Below are 25,672 nucleotides of genomic sequence, written 5' to 3'. Positions count from 1 at the left end.
CAAGCGAAGCCGAGCGCTCAAGCCCCGAGCGCCACCACCACCGCCGCCTCGTCCACCCATGCGACCACGCGCTGGCGCGCACGCAGCCCGCTGTGGGCTTCTGCGAATCCGACCAGTTGCAGCCCCGGCGACAGCGTCACGCTGACCTCGTCGCCGCTTTCGCTGCGATCCAGGCGGCCCACCGTGCCTTGCAGGACGTTGCCGCCCAGCGTCGCCAGTTCGCTCTCGGCGGGTCGCGACACCCGCACCGCCGTCGCCTTGCACAGGGCGATCACCGCCATGCCGGGCTCCAGGCCCAGCAGCTGCGCACTCTCGCGCGTGATGCGCGCCGCGATCTGCCCATCGCCCAGCGACAGGATGACGCGAACAACGTGGCCGCTGCCCTCCAGCGACCGCACCAGCGCCGGCAGTTGGTTGCGCATGCTGGTGCGCAAGGCGAGGCCGGACAAACCAGCCAGCGCGTGCGCGCCGAGGTGGGCCTTTCCGCCATTGCCGCCCGCGCCGCCGGCCATGTCGCGACGCGCATGCAGGGCGCGCCTGGCCTCGCCCAGTTCTTCGGCCAGCGACAGCAGTTGCAACCCCTGTGGCGTGAGGCGCGCACCGCCGCCGCCCGCGCCGCCGACCACCCGCTCGACCAGCGCGACGCCGGCCAGGTTGCTCAAGGTATCGATGGCCTGCCAGGCCGCCTTGTAGCTGACCGCTGCCTCGCGCGCCGCCTGCGAAATGCTGCCTGTGCGCCCGATGCCGCGCAGGATGTCGATGCGCTTGTCCGTCAGGCCATGGCCCAGGGCGTCGCTGTAGCGGGGTTCAACCATGGCGGCGATTGTCATGGCAGCGGCGCTACACTTGCGCTATTCCTTTTTTGAATAGCGACCGGACAGAGCGACCATGAAACTCAAGTCGAAGCGCCTGCGCGCAAGCCTCGCGCCGCTCACCGCCCTGCTCCTTTGCCTTCCAGCCCATGCCGAGGATCTGGTGGTCTCGGCAGCCGCTAGCCTGACCCAGGCCTTCAACGCAGTGGGCGAAGCGTATGAAAAGCACCACCCCGGACAGAAGGTCATCTTCAATTTCGCGGCCTCGGGCGCGTTGCTGTCACAGATGCGGCAAGGCGCGCCGGTCGACGTGTTCGCCTCGGCCGACCAGGCCACGATGGACCGCGCGGCCGATGCCAGGCTGCTCGCCCCGGGCAGCCGCGTCGATTTCGCGCGCAACACGTTGGTAGCGGTGGTGCCTGCCGGCAGCGCTCGCCATCCGAAGTCCCTGAAGGACCTGACGGACCCTGGCTATGCACGCATCGCCGCCGGCACGCCCGCCTCGGTGCCGGCCGGCAAGTACACCGCCGACGCCGTTGCGGCCGCGGGCCTCGATGGCGCGCTGCAGACGCGCTGGGTCTATGGCGAAAGCGTGCGCCAGGTGCTGAACTACGTGGCGCGCGCCGAGGTGGACGCCGGCCTCGTCTACCGCACCGACGCCTTGCTCGATCCCGACAAGACCCGCGTCGCTTTCACCGTGCCGACTTCGACCGCGGTGACCTACCCGATCGCGCGCGTGGCGGCCAGCAACAGGTCGAAGGCAGCCGGCGAATTCATCGAGTTCGTGCGCGGCAGCGAAGGCCAGGCCATCCTGCAGCGCTTCGGCTTCTCGCCGCCGTGAGTCTGTTCGGCCCCTTCACGCCGGCCATGCTGCAGCCCCTGCTGCTCACGCTGCAGGTGGCCTTGCTGGCTACGCTGATCGCCGGCGCCCTGGGCATCGGAGCCGGCCATTGGATGGCGCGACACCGCTTTGCCGGCCAGGGCACGCTCGACGCCATCCTGGTGCTGCCCATGGTGTTGCCCCCCACCGTGCTGGGCTACTACCTCATCGTGCTCATCGGCCGCAATGGGCCGATCGGCCGTTGGCTGGATGCGGCCTTCGGCATTCAGTTGCTGTTCACGTGGCAGGGCGCCGTTCTGGCATCGGCGGTGGTGGGCTTTCCGCTGGCCTACAAGGCTGCGCGGGCCGCGTTCGAAGAGATCGACCCGCGCCTGCTGCAGGCCGCACGCACGCTCGGCTCCAGCGAGCGCGAGGTGTTCTGGCGCATCGCCCTGCCGCTGGCAAAGCGCGGCATCGGCGCCGGTCTGGCGCTGACGCTGGCGCGTTGCATTGGCGAGTTCGGCGCCACGCTCATGGTGGCGGGCAACCTGCCGGGGCGCACCCAGACGCTGTCGGTGGCCATCTACAGCGCGGTGCAGGCGGGCGACGATCCGCTGGCGCTCACGCTGACGGTGATCGTCTCGGTGCTGTGCATCGTGCTGCTCGTGCTGGCCAACCGGCTGCTGCAAAGTCCCAGGAGCTGAAGTCGTGAGCACCATCGACATCGCCATCCAGCTCGAGCTGCACTCGCCCGGCCGCAGCTTCGACATCGACGTGGCCTTGAACTCCACGAGCCCGCGCACCGCCCTGCTCGGCCCGTCCGGCGCCGGCAAGTCGACGGTGCTGCAGGCCATCGCGGGGTTGCTGCCCGGTGTGCGCGGGCACGTGCGCGTCGACGGCAGCACGCTTCTCGACAGCGAACGCGGCATCGACCTGCCGGCGCGCGAACGCGGCATCGGCCTGGTGTTCCAGGACTACGCGCTGTTCCCGCATCTCGATGTGGAGCGCAATCTGCTGTATGGCCTTCGACGCCTGGGCCGCCCCTTGCCCACCGGCGCGCGCGAGCGTGTCGATGCGCTGCTGGCGCAGTTCGGGCTCGACGGCGTGCGGCATGCGCTGCCGCGTCACCTGTCCGGCGGGCAGCGGCAGCGGGTTGCGCTGGCCCGCGCCATCGCCCCCGGGCCCCGGCTGTTGCTGCTCGACGAACCGCTCTCGGCGCTGGACCCCGATCTGCGGATCCGCCTGCGCGACGAGTTGGCCGAGATGCTCGAACGCGTGCGCATGCCGACCTTGCTCGTGAGCCACGACCAGGAAGACGTTCGCGCTCTGGCGCAGGCGGTGGTTCGCATCGAGCACGGGCGGGTGGTGAGCGCCTAGCCCAGGCGCGACCTCATGCCCTTCACGCGCCTTCGGGCACCTTGTCGAGAAAACCGGTCACGCTGCGCAGCCGTCCATCGCTCAACTGCGCGAAGTCGGTGCCTTGGATCATGTCCCCGGCATGCTGTGGACCCAGCTCCCAAGAAAAGCGAAGGTGCTCGCCGTGCGAATCGGGCTGCCCGAGCAGCCGGAACCGAAAGCCCGGAAAGCGCGCCTGCACCGCGCCGATCAGCGTGCTGATGCCTTCGCGGCCGCTGGCCTGGGCCAGCGGGTCCACATAGCGCGCGTCGTCAGTCCAGCTCTGCGCAAGCAGCGCCAGGCGGCGCTGCGGATCGGTTTCGTTCCACAGGGCGATGTAGTCGTTGGCGACGTCCATGGCGTCGGCGGCGTTCACGGTGTTCATGGCTTGTCCTTTCGTTGGCGTTGCATGGGCGCCAACCAAAGATCGGGTGGCGTGACCAGATGCTCTGCGCAAGCGCGCCGCGAAGCCATGACCCGGGAGGTCATGGGGCGCGCGCCGGCGACGCTACAACGCGCAGGTGCGAAAGCCGAAGAAGCCGTCGTCGGCGTCAGGCAGCGCGAAGGCTCGTCCGCGCAACGTGCGCAGTCGGGCGCGGGTGGCGAAGGACGCGCCGCGCAGCACGCGCGCTTGACCGAAGAGCGGCTGCGGATCGAATTCGGTTCCGGCGCTCCAAGGATCGGGACGGAAACCATCGAAGGGCCGCAGGGTGCCAGCCGTCCACTCGCGCACTTCGCCCCAGCGAAAGCCTCGCCGCGCCGCATGCGTTGCCGCGATCTCCCACTCGGCTTCGGTCGCCACGCGCCGGCCTGCCCAGCGCGCCCAGGCATCGGCCTCCCACCACGCGACGTGCATCGCGCTGTGGTGGCCCGACACGCGCAGGGTGGCGCCGAAGCGCTGCTGCAGCACCGATCCGCCACTGCCACGGTGGGCTGCGCCGATCTGCTCGACATACCGTGGTGCGCGTCGACCCTCCTGCTGAAGCCAGCGCCAGCCTTCGCCGGCCCAGAGTTCCTCGCGGTCGTAGCCGCCATCGTCGACGAACTCGACGTACTGCTGCCAGGTGACGGGTTGGGCGTCGATCTCGAATTCGGGAACCGACAGCGTTTCGTGACCAGCCTCCTGCGCGAACACGAAGCCGTTGCCCTCGCCGGCGTCCAGGCCCAGGCGCCAACGCGTGGCGGGCAGCAACAGGGGCGCAGCCGATGTGGATGGGGGCGGCAGCTCGGCACCGATGGGCAGGCCCAGCGCCTGAGCCATCACCACGAGTTGCTCGCCGCGCAGGTCTTCGTGGAACAGCGCCAATCGATAGAAGTACAAGGCAGCGTCGGTCTCGCCGGCGCGCTCGAGCAGATCGAGCGTGGCTTCGAGGGTCTCGAGCAGGTAGGCCTTGGTGGCGGAGAGGTCCGGCAGGTCGGGCGCCCAGCGGTCGGCGGGCGGGCGTTGCGTCGGATTCCACCAGAGATCGGCATGCGGTTCGATGGAAGCCAGCCGCGTGGGCCGCACCGGGCAATCCATGCCGTAGGCCCGCTGCGTATTGCGCGCGATCCACCATTCCGCGAACCAGCCGATGTGGCCGGCCAGCCAGATCGGCGGCGTGACCTGCGCTGTCGGCGCAATGCGCGCCTGACCGGCCTGTTCGAGCGCCTGTTCGTACAGCGACAACAGGTGCAGCGTGTGATTGCGCGCGTCGATCAGGGCCAGCGAGAGCAGTTCGCGGTCGGCGCGGCGCATGTCCGGCGAATCGATGGACGTCGGCTTGGCGGCCGCGCCCGGTCCCGCACCAAAAGAGGGAGGTGACATCGCGGCCATTATGGGCGTTGGGCTTCAGCCCGAAAATCGAGATTGCCCGGCCTCATCCGCAAGCTCACGTAGGGGAATCCACGTAGATTCACAAACCGGGCGCCTCTTGGGCGACCGATAGAATCCTCGCACCCTAGACACACCCGGCCGACCTGTCCACAAGGCAGGTCCCGGGTGTGCTTGCATGGGCCGCACCCTCTACCAGGAGCCACGGGACAAATGAGTGCTTTATTGAAGATATGCAGGGCCATCGACTGGCTCAATACGCAGGTGGGCAAGTGGTCCATCTGGCTGATCCTGGCATCGACGCTGATCAGCGCCATCAACGCCATCGTGCGAAAGGTGTTCGACATGGGCTCGAACGCCTACCTCGAACTGCAGTGGTATCTGTTCGCCGCCAGCTTCCTGCTCGCCGCCGGCTACACCTTCCTGCAGGGCGAGCACGTTCGCATCGATGTGATCGCCGGACGCTTCACGCGTCGTACGCAGGTCAAGATGGAGATCTTCGGCGGGTTGGTGTTCCTGCTCCCGGTGTGCCTGGCAGTGATCTACTTCAGCTGGCCCTTCTTCATGAACGCCTGGGTCTCGGGCGAGATGTCGAACAACTCGGGCGGCTTGATCCGCTGGCCGGTCTATCTGCTGATTCCGGCCGGCTTCGCCCTCTTGCTGCTGCAGTGCCTGTCCGAAGTCATCAAGCGCTTCGCTTACCTGTCGGGCAAGGCGCCCGATCCAGGCGTCAAGAGCGAGAAGAAGAGCGCAGAGGAAGAGCTCGCGGAGGAGATTCGCCGCCTGGCCGAGCAGAATCCCGCGCCTGCGACCAAGTGACCGCCTGACAAGAACAAGAGACGCATCACATGGACTTCGTCATCGCCAATTTCGCCCCCATCATGTTCGTGGGGCTCATCTGCTTTCTGCTGTTCGGCTTTCCCGTGGCGTTCAGCCTGGGTGCCTGCGGCCTGTTCTTTGCCTTCATCGGCATCGAACTGGGCGTGCTGCCCGAGCCACTGCTCCAGGCACTGCCGCTGCGCATCTTCGGCATCATGCAGAACGAGACACTGCTCGCCATTCCCTTCTTCACCCTGATGGGGCTCATATTGGAGCGAAGCGGAATGGCCGAGGACCTGCTCGAGACCATCGGTCAGCTGTTCGGCCCCATCCGCGGTGGCCTGGCACTGGCCGTGATCTTCGTGGGCGCGCTGCTGGCCGCAACCACCGGCGTGGTGGCCGCATCGGTCATCTCGATGGGCCTGATCTCGCTGCCCATCATGATGCGCTACGGCTACGACCGCCGCCTGGCGACCGGCGTGATCGCCGCCTCCGGCACGCTCGCGCAGATCATCCCGCCTTCGCTGGTGCTCATCATCCTGGCCGACCAGTTGGGCCGCAGCGTGGGCGACATGTACAAGGGCGCCTTCATTCCGGGCTTCGTGCTGACCGCGTTCTACGCCGGCTACGTGATCCTGATGGCGATCCTGCGCCCGCAGATGGCCCCGGCCATGCCGCCCGAGGCGCGCACCCTGCGCGAACCCAATGGTTCCAGCGGCCTCACGTCGCTGGGCATCCTGACCGCCTTGTGCGCCGCCCTGGGCATCTGGGTCGGCGAGAACTACGACCTGGTGATGGAAACGATCACCGGCAAGGAGGTGACGCACGCGCCCACGGACGAGGTGATCGTGGTGTCGATGTGCGGCGCGGTGATCCTGGCTTTCGTGATCGCCGTGATCAACCGCGTCACTCGCATGGGCCTGCTTTCGCGCATGGCTGAACGGGTGACCTTCGTGCTGATCCCGCCGCTGCTGCTGATCTTCCTGGTGCTGGGCACCATCTTCCTGGGCGTGGCCACGCCTACCGAAGGCGGCGCCATGGGTGCGCTGGGCGCCTTCATCCTGGCGCTGGCGCGCGGGCGCATCACCTTCTCGCTGCTGCGCCAGGCCCTGTTCTCGACCACCAAGCTGTCGTGCTTCGTGGTGTTCATCCTCTTGGGCTCGACCATCTTCAGCCTGACCTTCCAGGGCGCCGACGGGCCGCGCTGGGTGGAGCACCTGCTGTCCGGCCTGCCCGGCGGTCAGATCGGCTTCCTGATCCTGGTCAACATCCTGATCTTTGTCCTGGCCTTCTTCCTGGACTTCTTCGAGCTGTCGTTCATCGTCATCCCGCTGCTGGCGCCGGTGGCCGACAAGCTGGGCATCGACCTGATCTGGTTCGGCGTCCTGCTGGGCGTGAACATGCAGACCTCGTTCATGCACCCGCCCTTCGGCTTCGCGCTGTTCTACCTGCGCAGCGTCGCGGCCGACAAGCCCTACACCGACAAGGTGACGGGCAAGACGATCGAGCCGATCAAGACCACGCAGATCTACTGGGGCGCCGTGCCCTTCGTGATCATCCAGATCATCATGGTGGGTCTGATCATCTCCTTCCCTGGCATCGTCTCTTCGGGCCTGGGCAAGAAGGAAGCCGTCGACATGGAAAAGGCGACGCAGCAGCTCGACTCGCTGCTGCCCGATGCGACCTACAGCGCCCCGTCCGCGCCTTCGCTGGGCGGCAGCGCGCCGGCGACGCCCGCGGCACCCTCCACCGAAGCCGCCGATCCGATGAAGGCGCTGGAGGAGTCCACCGGAGGTTCGGCCGCGGACAACGATCCCGCCAAGGCGCTCGAAAACGCTGCCCCTTCCAACGACAACGACCCGATGAAGGCGTTGCAGGATTCGCTCCAAACCGAGCCCAAGAAGTAGGTGGTGCATACCGTTGCCTGACGAATGCGCAGGCAACGGCCAATGAAAAAGCCCCGCGATGCGGGGCTTTTTTTTGCCTGACCCGCAAGGCGGGTCGGACTGAACTCGATCAGAGCTTGACGGTCGCCATGAACGAGTCGTAGGTCTGCTCGGCGAAGCGGAACCACAGCACCTGGTCGCGCTGGAAGTTGCGCATGTCGGCAATGATCTTCTTCCAGGCCTGGCTCTTCTCGCTGTTGGTTTCGTAGACTTCCTGCGAAGCCTTGAAAGCAGCGTCCATCACCGACTTGGGGAAGGCCAGAACCTTGGTCTTGGCAGCAGCCAGTTGCTTCAGGGCGATCGGGTTCAGCGCGTCGTACTTCGCCAGCATGTCCTGCGCGGCGTAGGCCGAGGCGGCGTTGACGATCGCCTTGTTCTCGGGCGAGAGAGCGTCGAAAGCCTTCTGGTTGATGAAGAAGTCGACCTCAGGGCCGCCTTCCCACCAGCCGGGGTAGTAGTAGAACGGAGCGACCTTGTTGAAGCCCAGCTTCTGGTCGTCGTAGGGGCCGACCCACTCGGCGGCATCCAGCGTGCCCTTCTCGAGCGCCTGGTAGACCTCGCCACCGGGGATGCTTTGCGGCACGGCGCCCATCTTGGTCATCACGTCGCCGACCAGGCCGCCGCCCAGACGCATCTTCAGGCCCTTGATGTCGGCCACGCCCTTGATTTCCTTGCGGAACCAGCCGCCCATCTGCGTGCCGGTGTTGCCGCCGTTGAAGCTCAGCATGCCGTAGTTGGCATAGAACTCGTTCATCAGCTTGCGGCCGTTGCCGTGCATCATCCAGGCATTCATCTGGCGAGCGTTGAAGCCGAAGGGAATGGCCGAGCCGATGGCGAAGGCGGGGTCCTTGCCGTAAAAGTAGTAGGGCACGGTGTGGCAGGCTTCGATCGAGCCTTGCTGCACGCCGTCCACCACGCCGAAGGCGGGCATCAGTTCACCAGCAGCGTGGACCGAGATCTCGAACTTGCCGCCCGACATGTCCTTGACGGCCTTGGAGAACACTTCGGCGCCACCGTAGATGGTGTCGAGCGATTTCGGGAAGCTGGAAGCCAGGCGCCAGCGGACGGCTGCTTGCGCATGGACAGCAGGTGCAATGCCAGCCGCCAGGACGCCGGCGATGCCAGCGTTTTTGATTAGGGAACGACGATCCATCAGGTTCACTCCGAATGCATGAAAAAAACAAACGCGGCTCTTGGCCGCGCATGCGCTTTGGTTTTAGCGAGACGATTGTAAAAAAGCACTTACACCGCGCTCGCCCGGGTTTTCCCTGCGGAATGCTCTTCACCGGTCAAATAGGCGAAGCGCTCGCGTATCGATTTCTCGATGCCGGCCGCATCCAGACCCACTGCGGCGAGCAACTTGGCGGGATCACCGTGCTCGATGAAGCGGTCCGGCAGCCCCAACTGAAGAATGGGCCGCTGAAGACCGGCCTCTTGCAGGGCTTCCGAGACGGCGCTGCCTGCACCGCCCATGACGGCGCCCTCTTCCACCGTGACGATCGCCTCGTGGGTGCGGGCGATTTCGAGTAGCAGTTCGCGGTCCAGTGGCTTGACCCACCGCATGTTGGCCACCGTGGCACCCAGCGCCTCGCCGGCAGTGAGCGCAGGATAAAGCAGTGTGCCGAAAGCGAGGATGGCGATGCGCGCGCCCTGAGCGCGGATCTCGCCCTTCCCCAGCGGCAGCGAGTCGAGGGTCAGGTGCGGGACCTTGCCAACACCGGCTCCACGCGGATATCGCACCGCCACCGGATGATCCTGTTCGTACGCGCTGGTCAGCAATTGCCGGCACTCGGCTTCGTCGGCCGGAGCCGCAATGCTCATGTTGGGAATGCAGCGCAGGAAGGGAATGTCGTACGCGCCGGCATGCGTCGCGCCATCGGCGCCGACCAAGCCAGCGCGATCCAGCGCGAAGACCACCGGCAGATTCTGGATCGCGACGTCGTGCACCAGCTGGTCGTAGGCGCGCTGCAGGAACGTCGAATAGATCGCCACCACCGGCTTGAGGCCTTCGCAGGCAAGACCGGCGGCAAAGGTCACTGCATGCTGCTCGGCGATGCCGACGTCGTGGTAGCGGCCCGGGAAGCGCTTCTCGAACTCCACCATGCCGGAGCCTTCGCGCATGGCTGGGGTGATGCCCACCAGGCGGCCGTCTTGCGCGGCCATGTCGCACAGCCACTGGCCGAAGACCTGCGTGAAGGTGGTCTTGGGCGCGGTGGTCGGCTTGACCAACCCCACCAAGGGGTCGAACTTGCCAGGCCCGTGGTAGGCCACGGGGTCGGCCTCGGCCAGCTTGTAGCCCTGCCCTTTCTTGGTGACCACGTGCAGGAACTGCGGGCCATCCAGATGCTTGAGGTTTTCAAGCGTCGGAATGAGCGATTCGAGATCGTGCCCGTCGATCGGGCCGACGTAGTTGAAGCCGAACTTCTCGAACAGCGTGGCCGGGACCACCATGCCCTTGGCGTGTTCCTCGAGCCGCTTTGCCAGCTCGAACAGCGGCGGCGCCTTCGACAGCACGTTCTTGCCCACGGTCTTGGCCTTGGCGTAGAACTGGCCGCTCATCAACTGCGCCAGGTAGCGGTTGAGCGCTCCCACGGGCGGGCTGATCGACATGTCGTTGTCGTTCAGGATGACGAGCAGCTTGCACTCGGCAACGCCCGCGTTGTTCAAGGCCTCGAAAGCCATGCCCGCCGTCATCGCGCCGTCGCCGATCACTGCGATGCAGTGGCGGTCCTCGCCCTTTTGCTTGGCGGCCACCGCCATGCCCAGCGCAGCCGAAATGCTGGTGGACGAATGCGCGGTGCCGAACGTGTCGTATTCGCTCTCGCCGCGCTGCGGAAATCCGGAAAGGCCGCCCAACTGCCGCAGCGTGGCCATGCGCTCGCGCCGGCCGGTGAGGATCTTGTGGGGATAGGTCTGGTGCCCGACGTCCCAGACGATGCGGTCTTCCGGCGTATCGAACACGTAGTGCAACGCAACGGTGAGTTCGACCGTACCCAGGTTGGAGCTCAGGTGCCCGCCGGTGCGCGAGACGTTGTCCAGCACGCAGGCGCGCACTTCGTCGGCCAACTGCGGCAATTGCGTTCGGTCCAGGCGGCGCAGGTCCTGCGGCGAGGAAATGGAGGGAAGAATCGGAACCATCGAGAGCCTTGTCGTTATCGGTCGCGCTCGACGACCATGCGAGCCAATGCCCGCAGCGCCCCGGTGTCGGGCAGATGACTGCGATCGAGCGCCGACAGCGCCTCGCCCAGCAGGTGCGCGGCTTCGGCGCGAGCGGCATCCAGCCCGAGCAGTGAAACATAGGTGGGCTTGTCGCTGGCGGCGTCCTTGCCTGCGGTCTTGCCCAGCGTCTGGGAGTCGGCGGTCACGTCGAGGATATCGTCGACGACCTGGAATGCCAGGCCAAGCGCGGCGCCGTATTCGCGCAATGCCTTCATCACCGCGGCCGGCACCTGCGGCGCGCATGCCGCGCCCATCTCGACGCTGCCTTGCAGGAGAGCGCCCGTCTTGAGCCGGTGCATTCGGCGCAGGCTGGCTTCGTCCAGGGCCTTGCCGACGCTGGCAAGGTCGATGGCCTGGCCGCCTGCCATCCCTTCCGAGCCGGCGGCGCGTGCCAGCAGACGGCACAGGCTCGCCTGCACGGCCGGAGCGATGTCGGTCTCGTCGGGCACCAGCAGTTCGAAGGCCAGAGCTTGCAGCGCATCGCCGGCCAGGAGCGCGTCGGCCTCGCCGTACTTCACATGGACGGTGGGCTTGCCGCGACGCAGGACATCGTTGTCCATGCAGGGCAAGTCGTCATGGACCAGCGAGTAGGCGTGAATGAGTTCGGTGGCACAGGCGGCACGCAGCATCGCGTCCTGGTGGCCGCCGACTGCTTCGCCGGCCGCCAGCACCAGCAGCGGGCGCAGGCGCTTGCCGCCGTCGAGCACCGCATAGCGCATCGCATCGCCCAGTTCCACCGGCGCGTTGACGCCCACCCAACGCGACAGCGCGGCCTCGACGCGATCGAGATGCGGCGTCATCCAACCGGCCAGCCGGGCCTGGTCCCAGTCGTTCTCGAATGTGGGGTTGAGCGTCATTCAGTCGTCCATGCTTTCAGATTGCCTGCATCGAGGACCTTGATCTGGTCCTCGACCGCCTGCAGCTTGCCTCGGCAGAACTCCAGCAGCGCAGCGCCCCGCCGATAGCTGCCCAGCAATTCGTCGAGAGGCAACTGGCCGGACTCCAGCGCCCCCACCAGTTGCTCCAACTCCTGCAAGGCGGCCTCGTAAGTGGCGGGCATCGCCTGGGCGACGGACACTTCGCGGTCCTCCTGGAAGAGCGCATCGGTGGGGGGAACGGGGGCAGCCTTGGGCATGTACTTGTCGGTGAAACATGTCATTTTAGGGGCCGACCCGGAAGCAGCATCGCCGGGGTACAATTGACGGTTCTCCGCCTGCGACTTGGCGAGTGCTGCCGATGGTCGGTTCTGCACTCAGGGAAGGCCACCAGCAGTGCCCGTGCAGATCGCCCATCAGAGGTGAGCATGGCACCGCAATTTGGGCTGCAACGGGCCAAGTCGTGTGATTTCGCGTTTCTATCTCCCTGTGGGGAGCTTGGTCAGGTCACCCATGTCTGATTTAAGTCTTCAACTGCAGCAGGCCACGAGCCAACTCCACGTTTCCTCCTATTTCGACGAAGCGCTCTTCGCGCAGGAAATGGCGCACCTGTTTGCCAAGGGGCCCCGCTACGTGGGCCATCGGCTGTCGGTGCCGGAGCGTGGCGACTACTTCGCCTTGCCTCAGGAGCACGAAGGCCGGGCGCTGCTGAACACGCCCAACGGCGTCGAACTGGTCTCGAACGTCTGCCGCCACCGCCAGGCGGTCATGCTTCGCGGCCGAGGTGCGCTGCCGGCGCAATCGGGGGGCAACATCATCTGCCCCCTGCACCGCTGGACCTACTCCGCCTCCGACCCCTCCAGGCCCTCGGGAACGCTGATCGGCGCGCCGCATTTCGCGCAAGACCCCTGCCTGAACCTGCGCAACTATCCGCTCACCGAGTGGAACGGGATGCTGTTCGAGGACAACGGCCGCAACATCGCCGCCGACCTGGCACGCCTGGGCCCGCGCGCGGAACTCGACTTCGACGGCTACGTGCTCGACCACGTCGAGATGCACGAGTGCGACTACAACTGGAAGACCTTCATCGAGGTCTATCTGGAGGACTACCACGTGGGCCCGTTCCATCCGGGCTTGGGCAATTTCGTCACCTGCGACGATCTGCGCTGGGAGTTCGGCAAGCACTACTCGGTCCAGACGGTGGGGGTGGCCAATCGGCTCGGCCGCGCCGGCAGCCCGATCTACGAACGCTGGCATGAGCAACTGCTGGCCTATCGCCAGGGCAAGCCGCCCAAGCACGGCGCCATCTGGCTCACCTACTACCCGCACATCATGGTCGAGTGGTATCCGCACGTGCTCACCGTCTCGACGCTGCATCCGATCTCGCCGCAGAAGACGATGAACATGGTCGAGTTCTACTATCCCGAGGAAATCACCGCCTTCGAACGCGAGTTCGTCGAGGCCCAGCGCGCCGCGTACATGGAAACCTGCGTGGAAGACGACGAGATCGCCTTGCGCATGGATGCCGGCCGGCGCGCGCTGCTGCAGCGCGGCGACGACGAGCGCGGCCCCTACCAGAGCCCGATGGAAGACGGCATGCAGCACTTCCACGAGTGGTACCGGGAACAGATGGCGCCTTCCGGCCTCGAGCCCTGATCCTCCTGCGACAATCCACATTCCTGCCCCGGTGCCTGTTCTCAGCGCCGGGGCTTTTTCCTGCCAGCTCCACACGTTCGACATGCAAGCGCTCTGGATGATTCTTGCCGCCTTCCTCTTCGCCTCGATGGGGGTGTGCGTGAAGATCGCTTCCAACTGGTTCACGATGACCGAACTGGTGTTCTGGCGCGGCGTGATCGGCATGATCTTCCTCGCGCTGCTGGCGCGGCGCCAGGGCGTTCGGCTGGGCACCCAGTATCCGGGCATGCACGTCTGGCGCAGCGTCATCGGCGTGTTTTCGTTGGGCGCCTGGTTCTATGCGATCGCCGGCATGCCGCTGGCCACGGCCATGACGCTGAACTACATGAGCAGTGTGTGGATCGCCGCCTTCCTCGTCGGCGGCGCATTGCTGGCCTGGGTGCCGCTGCGAGGGCGGGATGGGCGCGTCGCTCCGCCACCGCTGCAGGTTCCGCTGGTGATGACCGTGCTGGTGGGTTTCGGCGGCGTGGTGCTCGTCCTGCGGCCAAGTGTGGGCGCAGACCAGGGACTGGCGGGCTTGTCGGGACTGCTTTCAGGCATGACCGCCGCGTTTGCCTACATGCAGGTGATCGCGCTGTCGCGCATTGGTGAGCCCGAGACCCGCACCGTCTTCTATTTCGCGATGGGTTCGGCCGTGTTCGGCGGCCTGGGGACGCTGATCACCGGCATGTCCCCATGGGACTGGGGCCATGCACTCTGGCTACTGCCGGTCGGCCTGCTGGCTGCCGGAGGGCAGTTGTGCATGACGCGCGCCTATTCCAGCGCTAGAACCTCGGCGGCGACGCTGGTCGTGGCCAACCTGCAATATTCGGGGATCATCTTTGCCGCCCTCTACAGCCTGCTGCTGTTCAAGGACCCGATCGATGGCCTTGCCTGGGCCGGCATGGCCCTGATCATCGTCAGCGGCATTGCCGCCACCGTGCTGCGGCAGCGGGCAGTTCCCAAGGCACCGGCGGAAGAACACTGAGCACGTTGTGCGCAAGAGGCGAGACAATGCGCCTCATGGCCTACGACACACTCATTTCCGTCGAGCAACTACGTGACCTGCAATCCCGCCCAGACAGCGCGACCGCGCTGATGGTCTTCGACTGCAGTTTCGACCTGATGAAGCCCGATGCGGGCGAGCATGCCTATCGCGAGGCGCACATCCCGGGCGCGGTCTATGCCCATCTCGACACCGCGCTGAGCGCCAAGCACGGCGCGCCTGGCAAGGACGGCAACGTGATCACGCAGCGTGAAGCCGACGCACCGGCCTCAGGCGGTCGCCATCCGCTGCCCAGCCGGGAACGCTTCGCGGCCTGGCTCAGCAGCGTCGGATTCTCCAATTCGATGCAGGCCGTGGTCTACGACCGCAATGGCTGCAACTACTGCGGCCGCCTGTGGTGGATGCTGCGGTGGATGGGCCACGAGGCCGTCGCCGTGCTCGACGGCGGCTTGCAGGCCTGGACGGCGGCTGGCTACGAGGTCACCAGCCGCGAGGAGCCGGCGCACTTCCAGTCGAATTACGTGATCGGCGAGCCGTTGGCCCGACTGGTCGGCACTTCGGAGGTCGTCGCTGCGCTCGAGAGCCCCGCACAGACCATGATCGACGCGCGCGCCGCGGCGCGATACCGGGGCGAAGTCGAGCCACTGGACCCGGTGGCCGGCCACATCCCCGGCGCGCTCAACCGCCCCTTTGCCGACAACCTGGGCCCGGATGGCAAGTTCAAGCCAGCCGCTCAGTTGCGCTCGGAGTTCGAATCCCTGCTGGGCGACCGCGACCCCGCCACGGTGGTGCATCAGTGCGGCAGCGGCGTGAGCGCCGTGCCCAATCTGCTGGCCATGCGCATTGCCGGCTTCGCGCCCACGGCGCTCTATGCCGGCAGCTGGAGCGAATGGAGCAACACCCCCGGAACGCCAAAGCGCCAAGGCGCCGAGCCTTGAAGGCTGGGCGCTCGCGCTGATCCCGCGGCGCCGCTAGTCCGGCGCGCGCAGGACCCGATCTGACTCCTCGTCAGCCGGCACGTTGTCGGCGTCGAGATCGCTGGCATCGTGCAGATCCAGGCCTGTTTCCTCGGCCAGTTCATCCGGCACGTCGGAATCGTCCTCCTCCTCGTTCTCCGGAGGCTCGAAAAGGTGGGCGCCGGGCTTCGGTTTGTCCCGTGCAGTCTTGGCCGCCGCGACGGGCGCGGCCTTGCTTGGCTGACGCTTCATGGTCGGATTCCTGATGCTCGAAGAATCATCTTCGGAAGTCGGACCCCCAATGTTGCGCGCGTTCGCGCCTCAACGCCAGCCCAGGCTACTACTCAGTGCGCATGATTTTCATGGCCGGCCGCCGATCCGTGCTCGTGATCGTGGTCGTGGCTTCCCTCGTGCACCAGGTGGCTCACCAGCGTGACCAGCACAATGCCGGCCAGCAGCCAGGCGACCTGCGCGGCCGTCTGGCGCGCGCTGAGTCGGCGCTGCAGCTGCGGAATCAAGTCCGCCAGCGCCACGTAGATGAAGCTGCTGGCGGCCAGGACCAGGAAATAGGGCAAGAGACCGTGCAGGCGATCGACCAGCCACCAACCGAGCACTCCGCCAAGGGCCGTCACCGTGCCGGCCAACGACACCTTGATCAGCGCAGCACGCGCATCCGACGACGATTGGCGAAGCACGGCCAGGTCGCCGATGTGGTGGGGCACTTCGTGCGCCAGCACTGCCAGGGCGGCCACCGCCCCCAGCTTGATGTCGGCCATGAAGGCCGATGCGATCAGCACCCCATCGCCGAAACAGTGGACGCTGTCTCCCGCCAGCACCGCCCATCCGCCGGGGCGATGCCCATCGTCGTGGTGATGCGCGTGGTGGGCATGCCCATGATGGTCATGCGAGTGCGCTGGAGCTTCCCCTCCGTGATGGTGCTCGTGGCCGTGGTGCCAAAGCTCCGCCTTGTCGAGCAGGAAAAAGAGCACCAGCCCGCCCAGCAGGACGGCAAACAGCAGTTCCGGACGGACGCCGGCCTCGAAGGCTTCCGGCAGCAGATGCATGAAGGCCGTGGCGAGCAGCGCGCCCGCCGCCAGGCTGAGCAGCGACTGAGCGCCAGACGAGCCGCCGTCCGCGCCAGGACGACCCAGGCGGATCAGCAGGGCCGCGATCCAGACACTGCCGATGCCGGCGATCAGCGTCGCCAGCAAGATTGCGAAGAGTTGCATGGTGTGAGAACAATGAAGCCGGCGGTGGGCCGGCTTGCGAAGTGAGACGGGCCATGTGTCTTTCGCGAAAAGCCGCGACAAGCACAAGCGCTTTTTGATCTTAGCAATCGCGTCAAGCCCCCCCGCGCGATCCGGCGCCTGCCCGGCGGGACACCGCCCCACTGGCGCGGTTCATGCGATGCTCGAAGGCATGAATTCGAAACACGTCTGCGTCCTGGGGGCGGGCATTGTCGGACTGGCCACGGCCTGGCAATTGCAGCGCGACGGCTACAGCGTCACCATCGTCGACCGGGCAGCGCCAGGCAGCGGAACCAGCAGCGGCAATGGGGCGCAACTGAGCTATTCGTACGTCCAGCCGCTGGCCGACCCGTCGATCTGGGCGCAGTTGCCCAAGCTCCTGCTGGCACCGGATTCACCCTTGAAGCTGCGCCCTCGGCTCGATCCCGCGCAGTGGCGCTGGGGCTTGAGCTTTCTGGGCGCTTGCAACGCCGTCCAATCGCGCGAGACCACTGCCCGACTGCTGGCACTGGCGGCCGCCAGCCGCACCGCGCTCGAAGGCGCCTTGTCCGAGCTGTCGACCCACTGCGACTTCTCTCAGACCGGCAAGCTGGTCCTGCAACCGACGTTGGCCGCCTTGGAAGGCGCCCGCCAACAGGTGCTGCTGCAAAGTCAGTTGGGCGGAGCGCCGCAGGAGGTTCTCGACGCCGCCCAGTGCGTGGCCATCGAGCCCGCGCTCGACGGCTATCGCCAGCATTTCGCGGGCGCCGTCTACACCCCCAGCGAGTGCGCCATCGACAGCCTGAAGCTCTGCCAGTCGTTGGCAGAAGCCCTCGTGCGCAAGGGCGCGCAGGTGCACCTGAACTGCGAGGTGCAGGGCTTTCGTCGCGAGCGCGGTCTCGTGACGGCACTGCGCACCAGTGCGGGCGACCTGCAGGCGGATGCCTTCGTGATGGCGCTTGGCAGCGACTCTCCGCGGCTCGCTCGGATGTTGGGCGTCGGGCTTGCGGTCTACCCGCTCAAGGGGTACAGCATCACGCTCGACGTCGACCCTGGAGCAGGCGCTCACTCGGCGCCCCGCGTGAGCGTCACCGACACCAGGCGCAAGGTGGTCTTCGCCCGTCTGGGCGATCGGCTGCGGGTCGCAGGCATGGCGGAACTGGTCGGCCATGACCGGACCGTGGCGCCGGAGCGCATCCAGTCGCTGGCCGATGCCGCGCGAGCCTTGTTTCCAGCGTGCAGCCGCTTCGAAACGCTGAACCCCTGGGCCGGCTTGCGGCCCGCCACGCCCACGGGGCAGCCGATCATCGGCAGGATCGAGGGGGCGCCGACCAACCTGCTGTTCAACACCGGGCACGGCGCGCTGGGACTGACGCTGGCGTTCGGATCGGCCGTGCAGGTCGTCAACGAACTGGGCTGAGACAGACGGCGCAGACGCCGGCCTTTCGCCTCAGTGAGCCTTGTCCCAGTTGGGCCCCATGCCCACTTCCGCCAGCAGAGGAACCTTCAACGCCGCCACGCCAGCCATCAGGCGAGGCACTTCGGCGCGCACCCATTGGACCTCGTCTTCGGGCACCTCGAACACCAGTTCGTCATGCACCTGCATGATCATCCGCGTGCCGCGTGCCTCCTCGTCGAGCACACGCTGGACCTTGACCATGCTCAGCTTGATGAGATCGGCGGCGGTGCCCTGCATGGGCGCATTGATCGCGGCTCGCTCGGCGCCGCCACGGCGCGGGCCATTGGGTGAATTGATCTCGGGCAGATAGAGCCGCCGGCCGAATACGGTCTCGACATAACCCTTCGACTTGGCCGACAGCCGGGTCTCGTCCATGTAGGCCTTCACCCCTGGATAGCGCGCAAAGTAGCGGTCGATGTAGGACTTGGCGGCCGCATTCTGGATGCCCAGGTTGCGCGCGAGCCCGAAGCTGCTCATGCCGTAGATCAGCCCGAAGTTGATCACCTTGGCGTAGCGGCGCTGCTCGCTGCTCACTTCTTCCGGCGGTACACCGAAGACTTCGCCAGCGGTGGCGCGATGCACGTCCATGCCTTCGGTGAAGGCACGCAGCAGTGCTTCGTCACCGCTGATGTGCGCCATGATGCGCAATTCGATCTGCGAATAGTCGGCGCTGGCGATCACATGACCCGGCGGGGCGATGAACGCCTCCCGGACCCGCCGCCCTTCGGCCGTGCGGATCGGGATGTTCTGGAGATTGGGGTCGTTGCTCGACAAGCGGCCGGTCACGGCCACTGCTTGCGCGTAATGCGTGTGGACCCGGCCCGTCCTCGGCAGGGCCAGTTGGCCCAGCTTGTCGGTGTAGGTGCCCTTGAGCTTCGAGAGGCCGCGATGCTCCAGGATGCGCGCGGGCAATGGATAGTCTTCGGCAAGCTTCTCGAGCACTTCCTCGTCGGTGCTCGGCGCGCCGCTCGGCGTCTTCTTCACCACGGGCAAGCCCAGCTTGCCGAAGAAGATCTCGCCGATCTGCTTGGGGCTGCCCAGGTTGAAAGGCTGGCCCGCCAGTTCGTGCGCCTCTTTCTCGAGCGCCAGCATCCGCGCGCCCAGTTCCTGGCTCTGCTGCGCCAGCACGGGCGCGTCGATCAGCACGCCGTGCCGCTCCACGCGACAGAGCGTCTCGCTGCTGTCCATCTCCAGTTGATAGATGAAGCGCAACTTCTCGTCCGCCTCGATCTGAGGCCACAGCACACGGTGCACGTCCAGCGTGAGGTCGGAGTCTTCACACGAATATTCGGCGGCGCGGGCGATGTCCACCTGGGCAAACGGGATCTGGTGCGCACCCTTGCCGCACAGGTCTTCGTAGTCGATGCCGCTGCGCCCCACATGCCGCTCGGCCAGGCTCGACAAGCCATGCGGACGATGCGCTTCGAGCACGTAGCTTTGGAGCATCGTGTCGTGCGCATAACCGCGCACTTCGATGCCGTGATTGGCAAAGACGTGCCGGTCGTACTTGATGTGCTGGCCGAGTTTCTTGCGGCCCTCGTCTTCCAGCCACGGCCGCAGGCGCGCCAGCACCTCGTCGCGCGGCAACTGGGCTGGGGCACCGGGGTAGTTGTGGCCCAGCGGGATGTAGGCCGCCTCGCCGGGCTCCACCGAGAGCGAAATGCCGACGATCTGAGCGACCATTTCGTCGAGCGAGTCGGTCTCGGTGTCGATCGCGACAAGGTCGGCCGCCATGGCCCGCGCCAACCAGCGATCGAAGTCGGGCCATTCGAAGATCGTGTCGTAGCGCAGGTTGCTGGCGACCGATGCGGCCGCATCGCTGGCGGCATCGAACAGTCCCGGTCCCGCCTGGGGCCCGGCCTTGGCGCCCTGCCCCGCCTTTCGCACCGCGTCTTCGAGCAGTTCGGGCGGCACCTCCTGCGCCTCCAGCGCCTTGACCAGGGACTTGAAGCCGAAGCGGTCGTAAAAGGCCTTGAGTTCCTCGACCTGCTGCGGGCCGATGGCAAGGGCATCCAGCGCCGGCAAGCCCGGCACGTGGCCGTCCAGATCGCAGTCGGTGCGGATGGTGACGAGACGGCGCCCCTGCGGCAGCCAATCCAGCGCCTTGCGCAGGTTCTCACCAGCGGCACCCTTGATCTCGCCCGCGTGGGCGATCAGCGCATCGAGCGATCCATACTGCGTGAGCCACTTGGCGGCGGTCTTGGGCCCGACCTTCTCCACGCCCGGCACGTTGTCCACGGTGTCGCCGACCAGCGTCTGGTAGTCGACCATCAGCGCGGGGGGCACGCCGAACTCGGCCGTCACGCCGGCAACATCGCGCTTCTTGCCGTTCATCGTGTCGATGATGGTGATGTGCTCCGTCACCAGTTGGCTCAGGTCCTTGTCGCCGCTGGAGACGATCACCTCCACGCCCTGGGACTGCCCGGTGCGCGCCAGGGTGCCGATCACGTCATCGGCCTCGACGTCGGGAACGCAAAGCACCGGCCAGCCAAGCAGGCGGACCACCTGATGGATGGGGTCGATCTGGCTGCGCAGATCGTCCGGCATGGGGGAGCGGTTGGCCTTGTACTGGGGGTACCAGTCGTCGCGAAAGGTCTTGCCTGGCGCGTCGAAGATGCAGGCGGCGTAGTCGGCTCGGACCTCGCGGCGCAGCGCCGTCATCATGTTGATCATGCCGCGGATGGCGCCGGTGGCGGCGCTGGTCGGGTCGCCAGGCACGGCGCGCAGGTCCGGCATGGCGTGAAATGCGCGGTAGAGATAGCTCGATCCGTCCACCAGCAGCAGGGTCTTGTTGTCGCTCATCCAGGCATTTTGCCTGCCGCGGTCGACCTGCCCGGGGCGTGCCCACTGCGTTCGAGTACCTGTGCGAGGCACCCGGCCATGGCGCGCACGCACGGGGCAGCAGACCTACAATAGCCGCCATCATGCCCCGCCCGAACCTTCCTTCCCTTCCCGCCACGCTGCTGACGCTCGCCTGCGCGGCGCTGGCCGGCTCTGCACTGGCCCAGGCCCCCGCAACCTCGGCGCCTCCCGCGGCCGAGTCCATCCCGGGCAAGGATCTGCAGCGCGAAGAGGGACGACAGAACCAGAAGATCGAGCGCATCCACATCGATGACGGCGGCACCAAGGTCGACGAACTCCGTGTCGGCGGCGAAACCAAGGACATCACGGTAACGCCCAAGGGCAATATGCCTCAGTACGAAGTCAAGCCGACCAACCCGTCGCGCACCAACTCGCAGGGGCAAGGCGAGGCGACCGGCGGCACCGGGCCGGCCGTCTGGAATGTCCTGAAGTTCTGACCGCCCTGTGGCTGTCTTTACGGAAGTCGGCTTCGATGAAGCCCGCGAGTTGATGGCGCGCCTGGGCCTTGGATCGCTGCATGCGCTCAAGGGCATCGAAGGCGGCATCGAGAACACCAACTACTTCGCCAGCACCGACCAAGGCGAATACGTGCTCACGCTTTTCGAGCGCCTGGGTGCCGAACAGTTGCCGTACTACCTTTGCCTGATGAAGCATCTGGCAAGCAAGGGCATCGAGGTGCCCGAGCCATTTGCCGATCCGGCCATCGTGCCACCAGAAGGGCACGCGCTCGAGATTCCTGCCAACGCGCCGTGCGAGTTCATCCACATGGTGGCCGGCAAGCCTGCCGCGGTGGTCCATCGCCTGGCCGGACGCAGCGAACTCGCCCCCACCGAGGCCCATTGCGCCGAGTTGGGCGTCGCGCTTGCGCGCATGCACATCGCCGCGCGCGACTTTCCGCGCATCCAGCCGAACCTGCGTGGTTTGACCTGGTGGAACGAAACCGCGCCGGTGGTCATGCCTTACCTGGATGAAGCGCAGTCCACGCTGCTCGCCAGCGAACTGGCCTACCAGAACCATGTGGCCCAGACGCCCGCCTTTGCGGCCATGCCGCGCGGTCCGGTGCATGCCGATCTGTTCCGCGACAACGTGATGTTCGCCGTCCGCGAGGATGAACCGGGGCATCCGCCCCATCTGTCCGGCGTGTTCGACTTCTACTTTGCGGGCACCGACCACTGGGCGTTCGATCTGGCGGTGTGCCTGAACGACTGGGCGATCGACCTGCCGACGGGCGAAGCGCACGAAGGCCGCACGGCTGCGCTGCTCTCGGCCTACGAATCGGTCCGGCCCCTGACGGCCGCCGAACGCACGCTGCTGCCCGCCATGCTGCGCGCGGCGGCGTTGCGTTTCTGGATCTCCCGACTGTGGGACTTCTACCTCCCGCGCGAAGCAGCCATGCTCAAGCCGCATGATCCGCGCCATTTCGAGCGTGTGCTGCGGCATCGCTCCCGCGCCCTGCATCCCTTCGACACCGCAGCGCAGGCCGATGCGCCGGCCTGCGCCGCCTAGGCCCCCGGTGCCGCGGGGTCAGATTCCATGAAACTGCAAATCGTCTCCGCCCGCACGGGCATCCTCTGGGTGCGCCAAGGCCTGTCCACGTTCTGGCGCCAGCCGCTGGCGTTCATCTCGTTGTTCTTCTTCTTCATGGCCATCATGTCGATCGCCTCGCAGTTGCCGTTTGTCGGCAGCGCGGTGGCGTTGGCCTTGCTCCCCACCATGACGCTGGCCCTGCTGGCCGCCACTGCCGCTGCGGCCAGCGCAGCGCCGGGCAGGCCGCCCGCGGGCAGTGTGTTCATGGCAGCCTTGAACGCCGTGCGTCGCGACCTCAAGCCCCTGGCGGTGCTGGGCGTCATCTATGCCGTGGGCTTCCTGGCGGTCATGGCCGTGTCCGCGCTGGCCGACGGCGGGCAGTTTGCATCCATCTACCTGTTCGGCGGCGAGCTCACGCAGGAGATCGCGCAGCAGGACAGCTTCCGGATGGCGGTGTGGATCGCCATGGCGCTTTACCTGCCACTGTCGCTGGCCTTCTGGCATGCGCCGGCGCTGCTGCACTGGCACGGCGTGCCCCCGGTCAAGAGCATCTTCTTCAGCCTGGTGGCCTGCTTTCGCAATTTCGGAGCGTTGACGGTATTCGGCATCGTCTGGTTTGGCGTGTTCATCGGCGCGGGCATCGTGATCAGCCTCCTGACTGGCCTCTTGATGGCCGTGGGCGCCATGGCAGGCGGCGCCACGGCGATGGGCAGCGTGCTGATGATCGGCGGCGCGCTGGTTCTGGCCGCGATGTTCTTCAGCTCGGTCTGGTTCACCTTCCGCGACAGCTTCTCCGAATAGCGGCGCGCCGCCCCGGCAGCATCAGATCGGCGTCAGCTTCGCCACGGCCAAAGCCAGCCACTTGACGCCGTGGCGTCCGAACTTGACCTGGGCTCTGGCGTCGTCTCCGGTGCCCTCCAGCGCCAGCACCGTGCCTTCGCCAAACTTGTTGTGAAACACCTGCATGCCTGAGCGCAGGCCATGTGCGGGAGCCGCTTTCTGCGGTGGCACCGGCGCCCCGGCCAGGCTGTCGCGGTCGTAGTTCCAGCCTCCTGCGCCACCGGCGCGTTGGCCGCCCCAGCTTGACCGCTCGTAGGAAGACGATCCGGCGCCAAAGCCAGCGCGCGCAGGCGTGAGCCACTTGAGCGCGCTTTCAGGCAACTCCTCGAAGAAGCGGCTGCGAAGGTTGTAGCGCGTCTTGCCATGCAGGAGCCGAGTCTGCGAATGGGTCAGGTACAGGCGCTGGCGAGCCCGCGTGATGGCCACGTACATCAGGCGGCGCTCTTCCTCCAGGCTTTCACGGTCACTCATCGAGTTCTCGTGCGGGAAGATGCCGTCCTCCAGTCCGGTGATGAAGACGCAGTCGAATTCCAGGCCCTTGGCAGCGTGCACCGTCATGAGTTGCACCGCGTCCTGGCCGGGCTGCGCCTGGTTGTCGCCTGATTCCAGGGCGGCGTGGGTCAGGAATGCCGCCAGCGGGCTGAGCGTCTCGCCCGTCTCGGCGTCTGGCGCCACCAGCGCCTCGTCGATGAGCGGCTGGCTGGTATCGATGCCCTGGCTGGCCGCGGACTGCCGCAGTTCGTCGACCGGCAGCGCCACGGCATCGCGGCCGAAGCCTTCCTGGGTCACGAAGCTCTCGGCCGCATTGACCAGTTCCTCCAGGTTCTCGACCCGATCGGCGCCTTCGCGCTCCGCGCGGTAGTGCTCGACCAGGCCGCTGTGCTGCAGCACCAATTCGATGATCTCGCGCAGGCTGATGCCTTGCGTCTGCTCTCGCAGAACATCCAGACGTGCAACGAAGGCGGCCAGGTTGGCGCCGGCCTTGCCGCTCACCGCGCCAACCGCCGCATGCAGCGACGTGCCCGCGCTGCGCGCCGCATCCTGAAGCTGCTCGATCGTTCGCGCGCCGATGCCCCGCGGCGGGAAGTTGACCACGCGCAGAAAGCTCGTGTCGTCTTCCTTGTTCTCGAGCAGGCGCAGGTAGGCCAGCGCATGCTTGATCTCGGCACGCTCGAAGAAGCGCAGGCCGCCATACACGCGATACGGCACGCCGGCATTGAAAAGCGCGGTCTCGAGTACCCGGCTCTGCGCGTTGCTGCGATAGAGCACCGCAATCTCCTTGCGCTCGATGCCGTTTTCTCGCACGAGTTGCCGCATTTCCTCGACCACCCACTGCGCCTCGGCGAAATCGGTCGGCGACTCGTAGACGCGAACCGGCTCGCCCGGCCCCTGGTCGGTTCGCAGGTTCTTGCCCAGTCGCTGCGTGTTGTGGTCGATGAGGTGATTGGCCGAGTCCAGGATGTTGCTGAAGCTGCGGTAGTTCTGCTCCAGCTTGATCTGGTGGTCGACGTGGAACTCGCGCACGAAGTCGGCCATGTTGCCCACGCGTGCGCCGCGAAAGGCGTAGATGCTCTGGTCGTCGTCGCCCACCGCCAGGACGCTGTTGCCGCCCGGGACGAAGCGCCCATCAACCGTGTTGCCGGCCAGCATCTTGAGCCAGGCGTATTGCAGGCGGTTGGTGTCCTGGAACTCGTCGACCAGCAGATGCCGGAAGCGCCGCTGGTAGTGCTCGCGCACAGCATCGTTGTCGCGAAGCAATTCGTAGCTGCGCAGCATGAGTTCGCCGAAGTCGACCACGCCTTCGCGCTGGCACTGCTCCTCATACAGCTGATACAGCTCCACACGCTTGCGGTCGTCATCGCGGCGAATCTCGACGTCACGCGGTCGCAGGCCATCTTCCTTGGCGCCGGCGATGAACCACTGGGTCTCCTTGGCAGGGAAGCGTTCGTCGTCGACGTTGTGTTGCTTCATCAGCCGCTTGATGGCCGACAACTGGTCTTGCGTATCCAGGATCTGGAACGTGGCGGGCAAGCCGGCCAGCTTCCAGTGCGCGCGCAGGAAGCGGTTGCACAGGCCGTGGAAGGTGCCGATCCACATGCCGCGCACGTTGATCGGCAGCATGGCGGACAGGCGCGTGAGCATCTCCTTGGCGGCCTTGTTGGTAAAGGTCACAGCAAGGATCCCTCCCGGGCTCACCTGCCCGGTCTGCAGCAACCACGCAATCCGGGTCGTCAACACGCGCGTCTTGCCCGACCCTGCGCCCGCAAGGATCAGCGCGTGGCCCTCGGGCAAGGTAACGGCGGCACGCTGTTCGGGGTTGAGGTTCGCGAGCAGCGGGGAATAAGCGGCAACCGCCGGAAGTTCGAGGGACATTCTCTCGATTGTAGAAAGCACCGCGTATGCGCCCTATACAAATTCCCCAGGCA

General features: G+C 66.4%; 22 protein-coding genes and 1 pseudogene. 12 read left to right on the top strand and 11 right to left on the bottom strand.

The genetic code is table 11. From position 1 onward, the window contains the following. Nucleotides 1-17: 17 nt before the first annotated feature. A complete protein-coding gene (locus QTH91_RS13390; RefSeq protein WP_286660551.1) occupies nt 18-815 on the bottom strand; it encodes a TOBE domain-containing protein in 798 nt (265 codons plus the stop codon). A gap of 73 nt (nt 816-888) precedes the next feature. On the opposite strand from QTH91_RS13390, the gene modA reads away from it, so the two are divergent. The 3 genes and pseudogenes from modA to QTH91_RS13375 all read left to right on the top strand — a co-directional run. Then, the gene (modA, locus tag QTH91_RS13385) at nt 889-1,653 is read left to right on the top strand and encodes a molybdate ABC transporter substrate-binding protein (RefSeq protein ID WP_286660550.1); all 765 of its coding nucleotides are present in this window, start codon (nt 889-891) and stop codon (nt 1,651-1,653) included. A 26-nt stretch (nt 1,654-1,679) separates the two neighbouring features. Continuing rightward, entirely contained in the window at nt 1,680-2,336 is a 657-nt protein-coding gene (gene modB, locus QTH91_RS13380) for a molybdate ABC transporter permease subunit (RefSeq protein ID WP_286660675.1), read from the top strand. 4 nt (nt 2,337-2,340) lie between these two features. Next, nucleotides 2,341-2,869 (top strand): annotated as a pseudogene (locus tag QTH91_RS13375) (ABC transporter ATP-binding protein); the annotation flags it as partial. Nucleotides 2,870-3,031: 162 nt separating this feature from the next. Here QTH91_RS13375 and QTH91_RS13370 read toward each other — a convergent pair. Further along, nucleotides 3,032-3,412 carry a nuclear transport factor 2 family protein gene (locus tag QTH91_RS13370; RefSeq protein ID WP_286660548.1) on the bottom strand — a complete coding sequence of 127 codons (381 nt, stop codon included), beginning with the start codon at nt 3,410-3,412 and terminating at the stop codon, nt 3,032-3,034. Between the two features lie 123 nt (nt 3,413-3,535). Further along, nucleotides 3,536-4,840: an SUMF1/EgtB/PvdO family nonheme iron enzyme gene (locus QTH91_RS13365; protein ID WP_390367909.1), complete on the bottom strand. Its 1,305-nt coding sequence runs from the start codon at nt 4,838-4,840 to the stop codon at nt 3,536-3,538. A 210-nt stretch (nt 4,841-5,050) separates the two neighbouring features. Between QTH91_RS13365 and QTH91_RS13360 the strand changes: the two genes are divergently transcribed. Continuing rightward, nucleotides 5,051-5,656, top strand: coding sequence for a TRAP transporter small permease subunit (locus tag QTH91_RS13360; RefSeq protein ID WP_286660546.1), 606 nt, complete (start codon nt 5,051-5,053; stop codon nt 5,654-5,656). 29 nt (nt 5,657-5,685) lie between these two features. Further along, nucleotides 5,686-7,563 carry a TRAP transporter large permease subunit gene (locus QTH91_RS13355; RefSeq protein ID WP_286660545.1) on the top strand — a complete coding sequence of 626 codons (1,878 nt, stop codon included), beginning with the start codon at nt 5,686-5,688 and terminating at the stop codon, nt 7,561-7,563. Between the two features lie 109 nt (nt 7,564-7,672). On the opposite strand, the gene QTH91_RS13350 is transcribed toward QTH91_RS13355, so the two are convergent. The 4 genes from QTH91_RS13350 to xseB all read right to left on the bottom strand — a co-directional run bounded on the left by QTH91_RS13350 (nt 7,673) and on the right by xseB (nt 11,956). Continuing rightward, nucleotides 7,673-8,755 carry a TRAP transporter substrate-binding protein gene (locus QTH91_RS13350; RefSeq protein ID WP_286660544.1) on the bottom strand — a complete coding sequence of 361 codons (1,083 nt, stop codon included), beginning with the start codon at nt 8,753-8,755 and terminating at the stop codon, nt 7,673-7,675. Between the two features lie 89 nt (nt 8,756-8,844). Then, nucleotides 8,845-10,740: a 1-deoxy-D-xylulose-5-phosphate synthase gene (dxs, locus tag QTH91_RS13345; protein WP_286660543.1), complete on the bottom strand. Its 1,896-nt coding sequence runs from the start codon at nt 10,738-10,740 to the stop codon at nt 8,845-8,847. 14 nt (nt 10,741-10,754) lie between these two features. Then, nucleotides 10,755-11,678 carry a polyprenyl synthetase family protein gene (locus tag QTH91_RS13340; RefSeq protein ID WP_390367905.1) on the bottom strand — a complete coding sequence of 308 codons (924 nt, stop codon included), beginning with the start codon at nt 11,676-11,678 and terminating at the stop codon, nt 10,755-10,757. Next, a complete protein-coding gene (gene xseB, locus QTH91_RS13335; protein WP_390367973.1) occupies nt 11,675-11,956 on the bottom strand; it encodes an exodeoxyribonuclease VII small subunit in 282 nt (93 codons plus the stop codon). Before xseB ends, QTH91_RS13340 begins: the two co-directional genes overlap by 4 nt. Before the next feature lie 253 nt (nt 11,957-12,209). Here xseB and QTH91_RS13330 point away from each other — a divergent pair, with 253 nt between their 5' ends. From QTH91_RS13330 to QTH91_RS13320, 3 genes are all read left to right on the top strand, one after another. Continuing rightward, nucleotides 12,210-13,352: an aromatic ring-hydroxylating oxygenase subunit alpha gene (locus QTH91_RS13330; RefSeq protein ID WP_286660542.1), complete on the top strand. Its 1,143-nt coding sequence runs from the start codon at nt 12,210-12,212 to the stop codon at nt 13,350-13,352. Between the two features lie 82 nt (nt 13,353-13,434). Beyond that, on the top strand, nt 13,435-14,358 hold the full coding sequence (locus QTH91_RS13325) for a DMT family transporter (protein WP_286660541.1): 924 nt from the start codon (nt 13,435-13,437) through the stop codon (nt 14,356-14,358). Nucleotides 14,359-14,393: 35 nt separating this feature from the next. After that, nucleotides 14,394-15,314 (top strand): sulfurtransferase, encoded by a 921-nt coding sequence (locus QTH91_RS13320; protein ID WP_286660540.1) that lies wholly within the window; start codon nt 14,394-14,396, stop codon nt 15,312-15,314. Between the two features lie 33 nt (nt 15,315-15,347). On the opposite strand, the gene QTH91_RS13315 is transcribed toward QTH91_RS13320, so the two are convergent. Together QTH91_RS13315 and QTH91_RS13310 are read right to left on the bottom strand one after the other, a co-directional pair. After that, nucleotides 15,348-15,584 (bottom strand): hypothetical protein, encoded by a 237-nt coding sequence (locus QTH91_RS13315; RefSeq protein ID WP_286660539.1) that lies wholly within the window; start codon nt 15,582-15,584, stop codon nt 15,348-15,350. 92 nt (nt 15,585-15,676) lie between these two features. Then, nucleotides 15,677-16,561, bottom strand: a complete 885-nt coding sequence (locus QTH91_RS13310; protein ID WP_286660538.1) for a ZIP family metal transporter — start codon at nt 16,559-16,561, stop codon at nt 15,677-15,679. Nucleotides 16,562-16,751: 190 nt separating this feature from the next. On the opposite strand from QTH91_RS13310, the gene QTH91_RS13305 reads away from it, so the two are divergent. Further along, nucleotides 16,752-17,978, top strand: a complete 1,227-nt coding sequence (locus QTH91_RS13305; protein WP_286660537.1) for a D-amino acid dehydrogenase — start codon at nt 16,752-16,754, stop codon at nt 17,976-17,978. Nucleotides 17,979-18,008: 30 nt separating this feature from the next. Here the strand turns inward: QTH91_RS13305 and polA are convergent, their stop codons facing one another. Continuing rightward, the gene (gene polA / locus QTH91_RS13300; RefSeq protein ID WP_286660536.1) at nt 18,009-20,819 is read right to left on the bottom strand and encodes a DNA polymerase I; all 2,811 of its coding nucleotides are present in this window, start codon (nt 20,817-20,819) and stop codon (nt 18,009-18,011) included. A gap of 122 nt (nt 20,820-20,941) precedes the next feature. Here polA and QTH91_RS13295 point away from each other — a divergent pair, with 122 nt between their 5' ends. From QTH91_RS13295 to QTH91_RS13285, 3 genes are read left to right on the top strand one after another with little or no spacing between them, the layout of a single operon-like run. Then, nucleotides 20,942-21,316, top strand: coding sequence for a PepSY domain-containing protein (locus QTH91_RS13295; RefSeq protein ID WP_286660535.1), 375 nt, complete (start codon nt 20,942-20,944; stop codon nt 21,314-21,316). A gap of 7 nt (nt 21,317-21,323) precedes the next feature. Further along, complete coding sequence (locus tag QTH91_RS13290; protein ID WP_286660534.1) at nt 21,324-22,385, top strand: homoserine kinase; 1,062 nt, start codon at nt 21,324-21,326, stop codon at nt 22,383-22,385. A 27-nt stretch (nt 22,386-22,412) separates the two neighbouring features. Beyond that, nucleotides 22,413-23,207 carry a BPSS1780 family membrane protein gene (locus tag QTH91_RS13285; RefSeq protein ID WP_286660533.1) on the top strand — a complete coding sequence of 265 codons (795 nt, stop codon included), beginning with the start codon at nt 22,413-22,415 and terminating at the stop codon, nt 23,205-23,207. 21 nt (nt 23,208-23,228) lie between these two features. Here QTH91_RS13285 and QTH91_RS13280 read toward each other — a convergent pair whose 3' ends face one another. Beyond that, the gene (locus QTH91_RS13280; protein WP_286660532.1) at nt 23,229-25,619 is read right to left on the bottom strand and encodes a UvrD-helicase domain-containing protein; all 2,391 of its coding nucleotides are present in this window, start codon (nt 25,617-25,619) and stop codon (nt 23,229-23,231) included. Between the last annotated feature and the right edge of the window lie 53 nt (nt 25,620-25,672).

This window comes from Variovorax dokdonensis, from assembly GCF_030316895.1.
Classification (GTDB): Bacteria; Pseudomonadota; Gammaproteobacteria; order Burkholderiales; family Burkholderiaceae_C; genus Variovorax; species Variovorax dokdonensis.
Note: the sequence above shows the minus strand (reverse complement) of the source record. Positions and strands in the feature narration are given on the sequence as shown.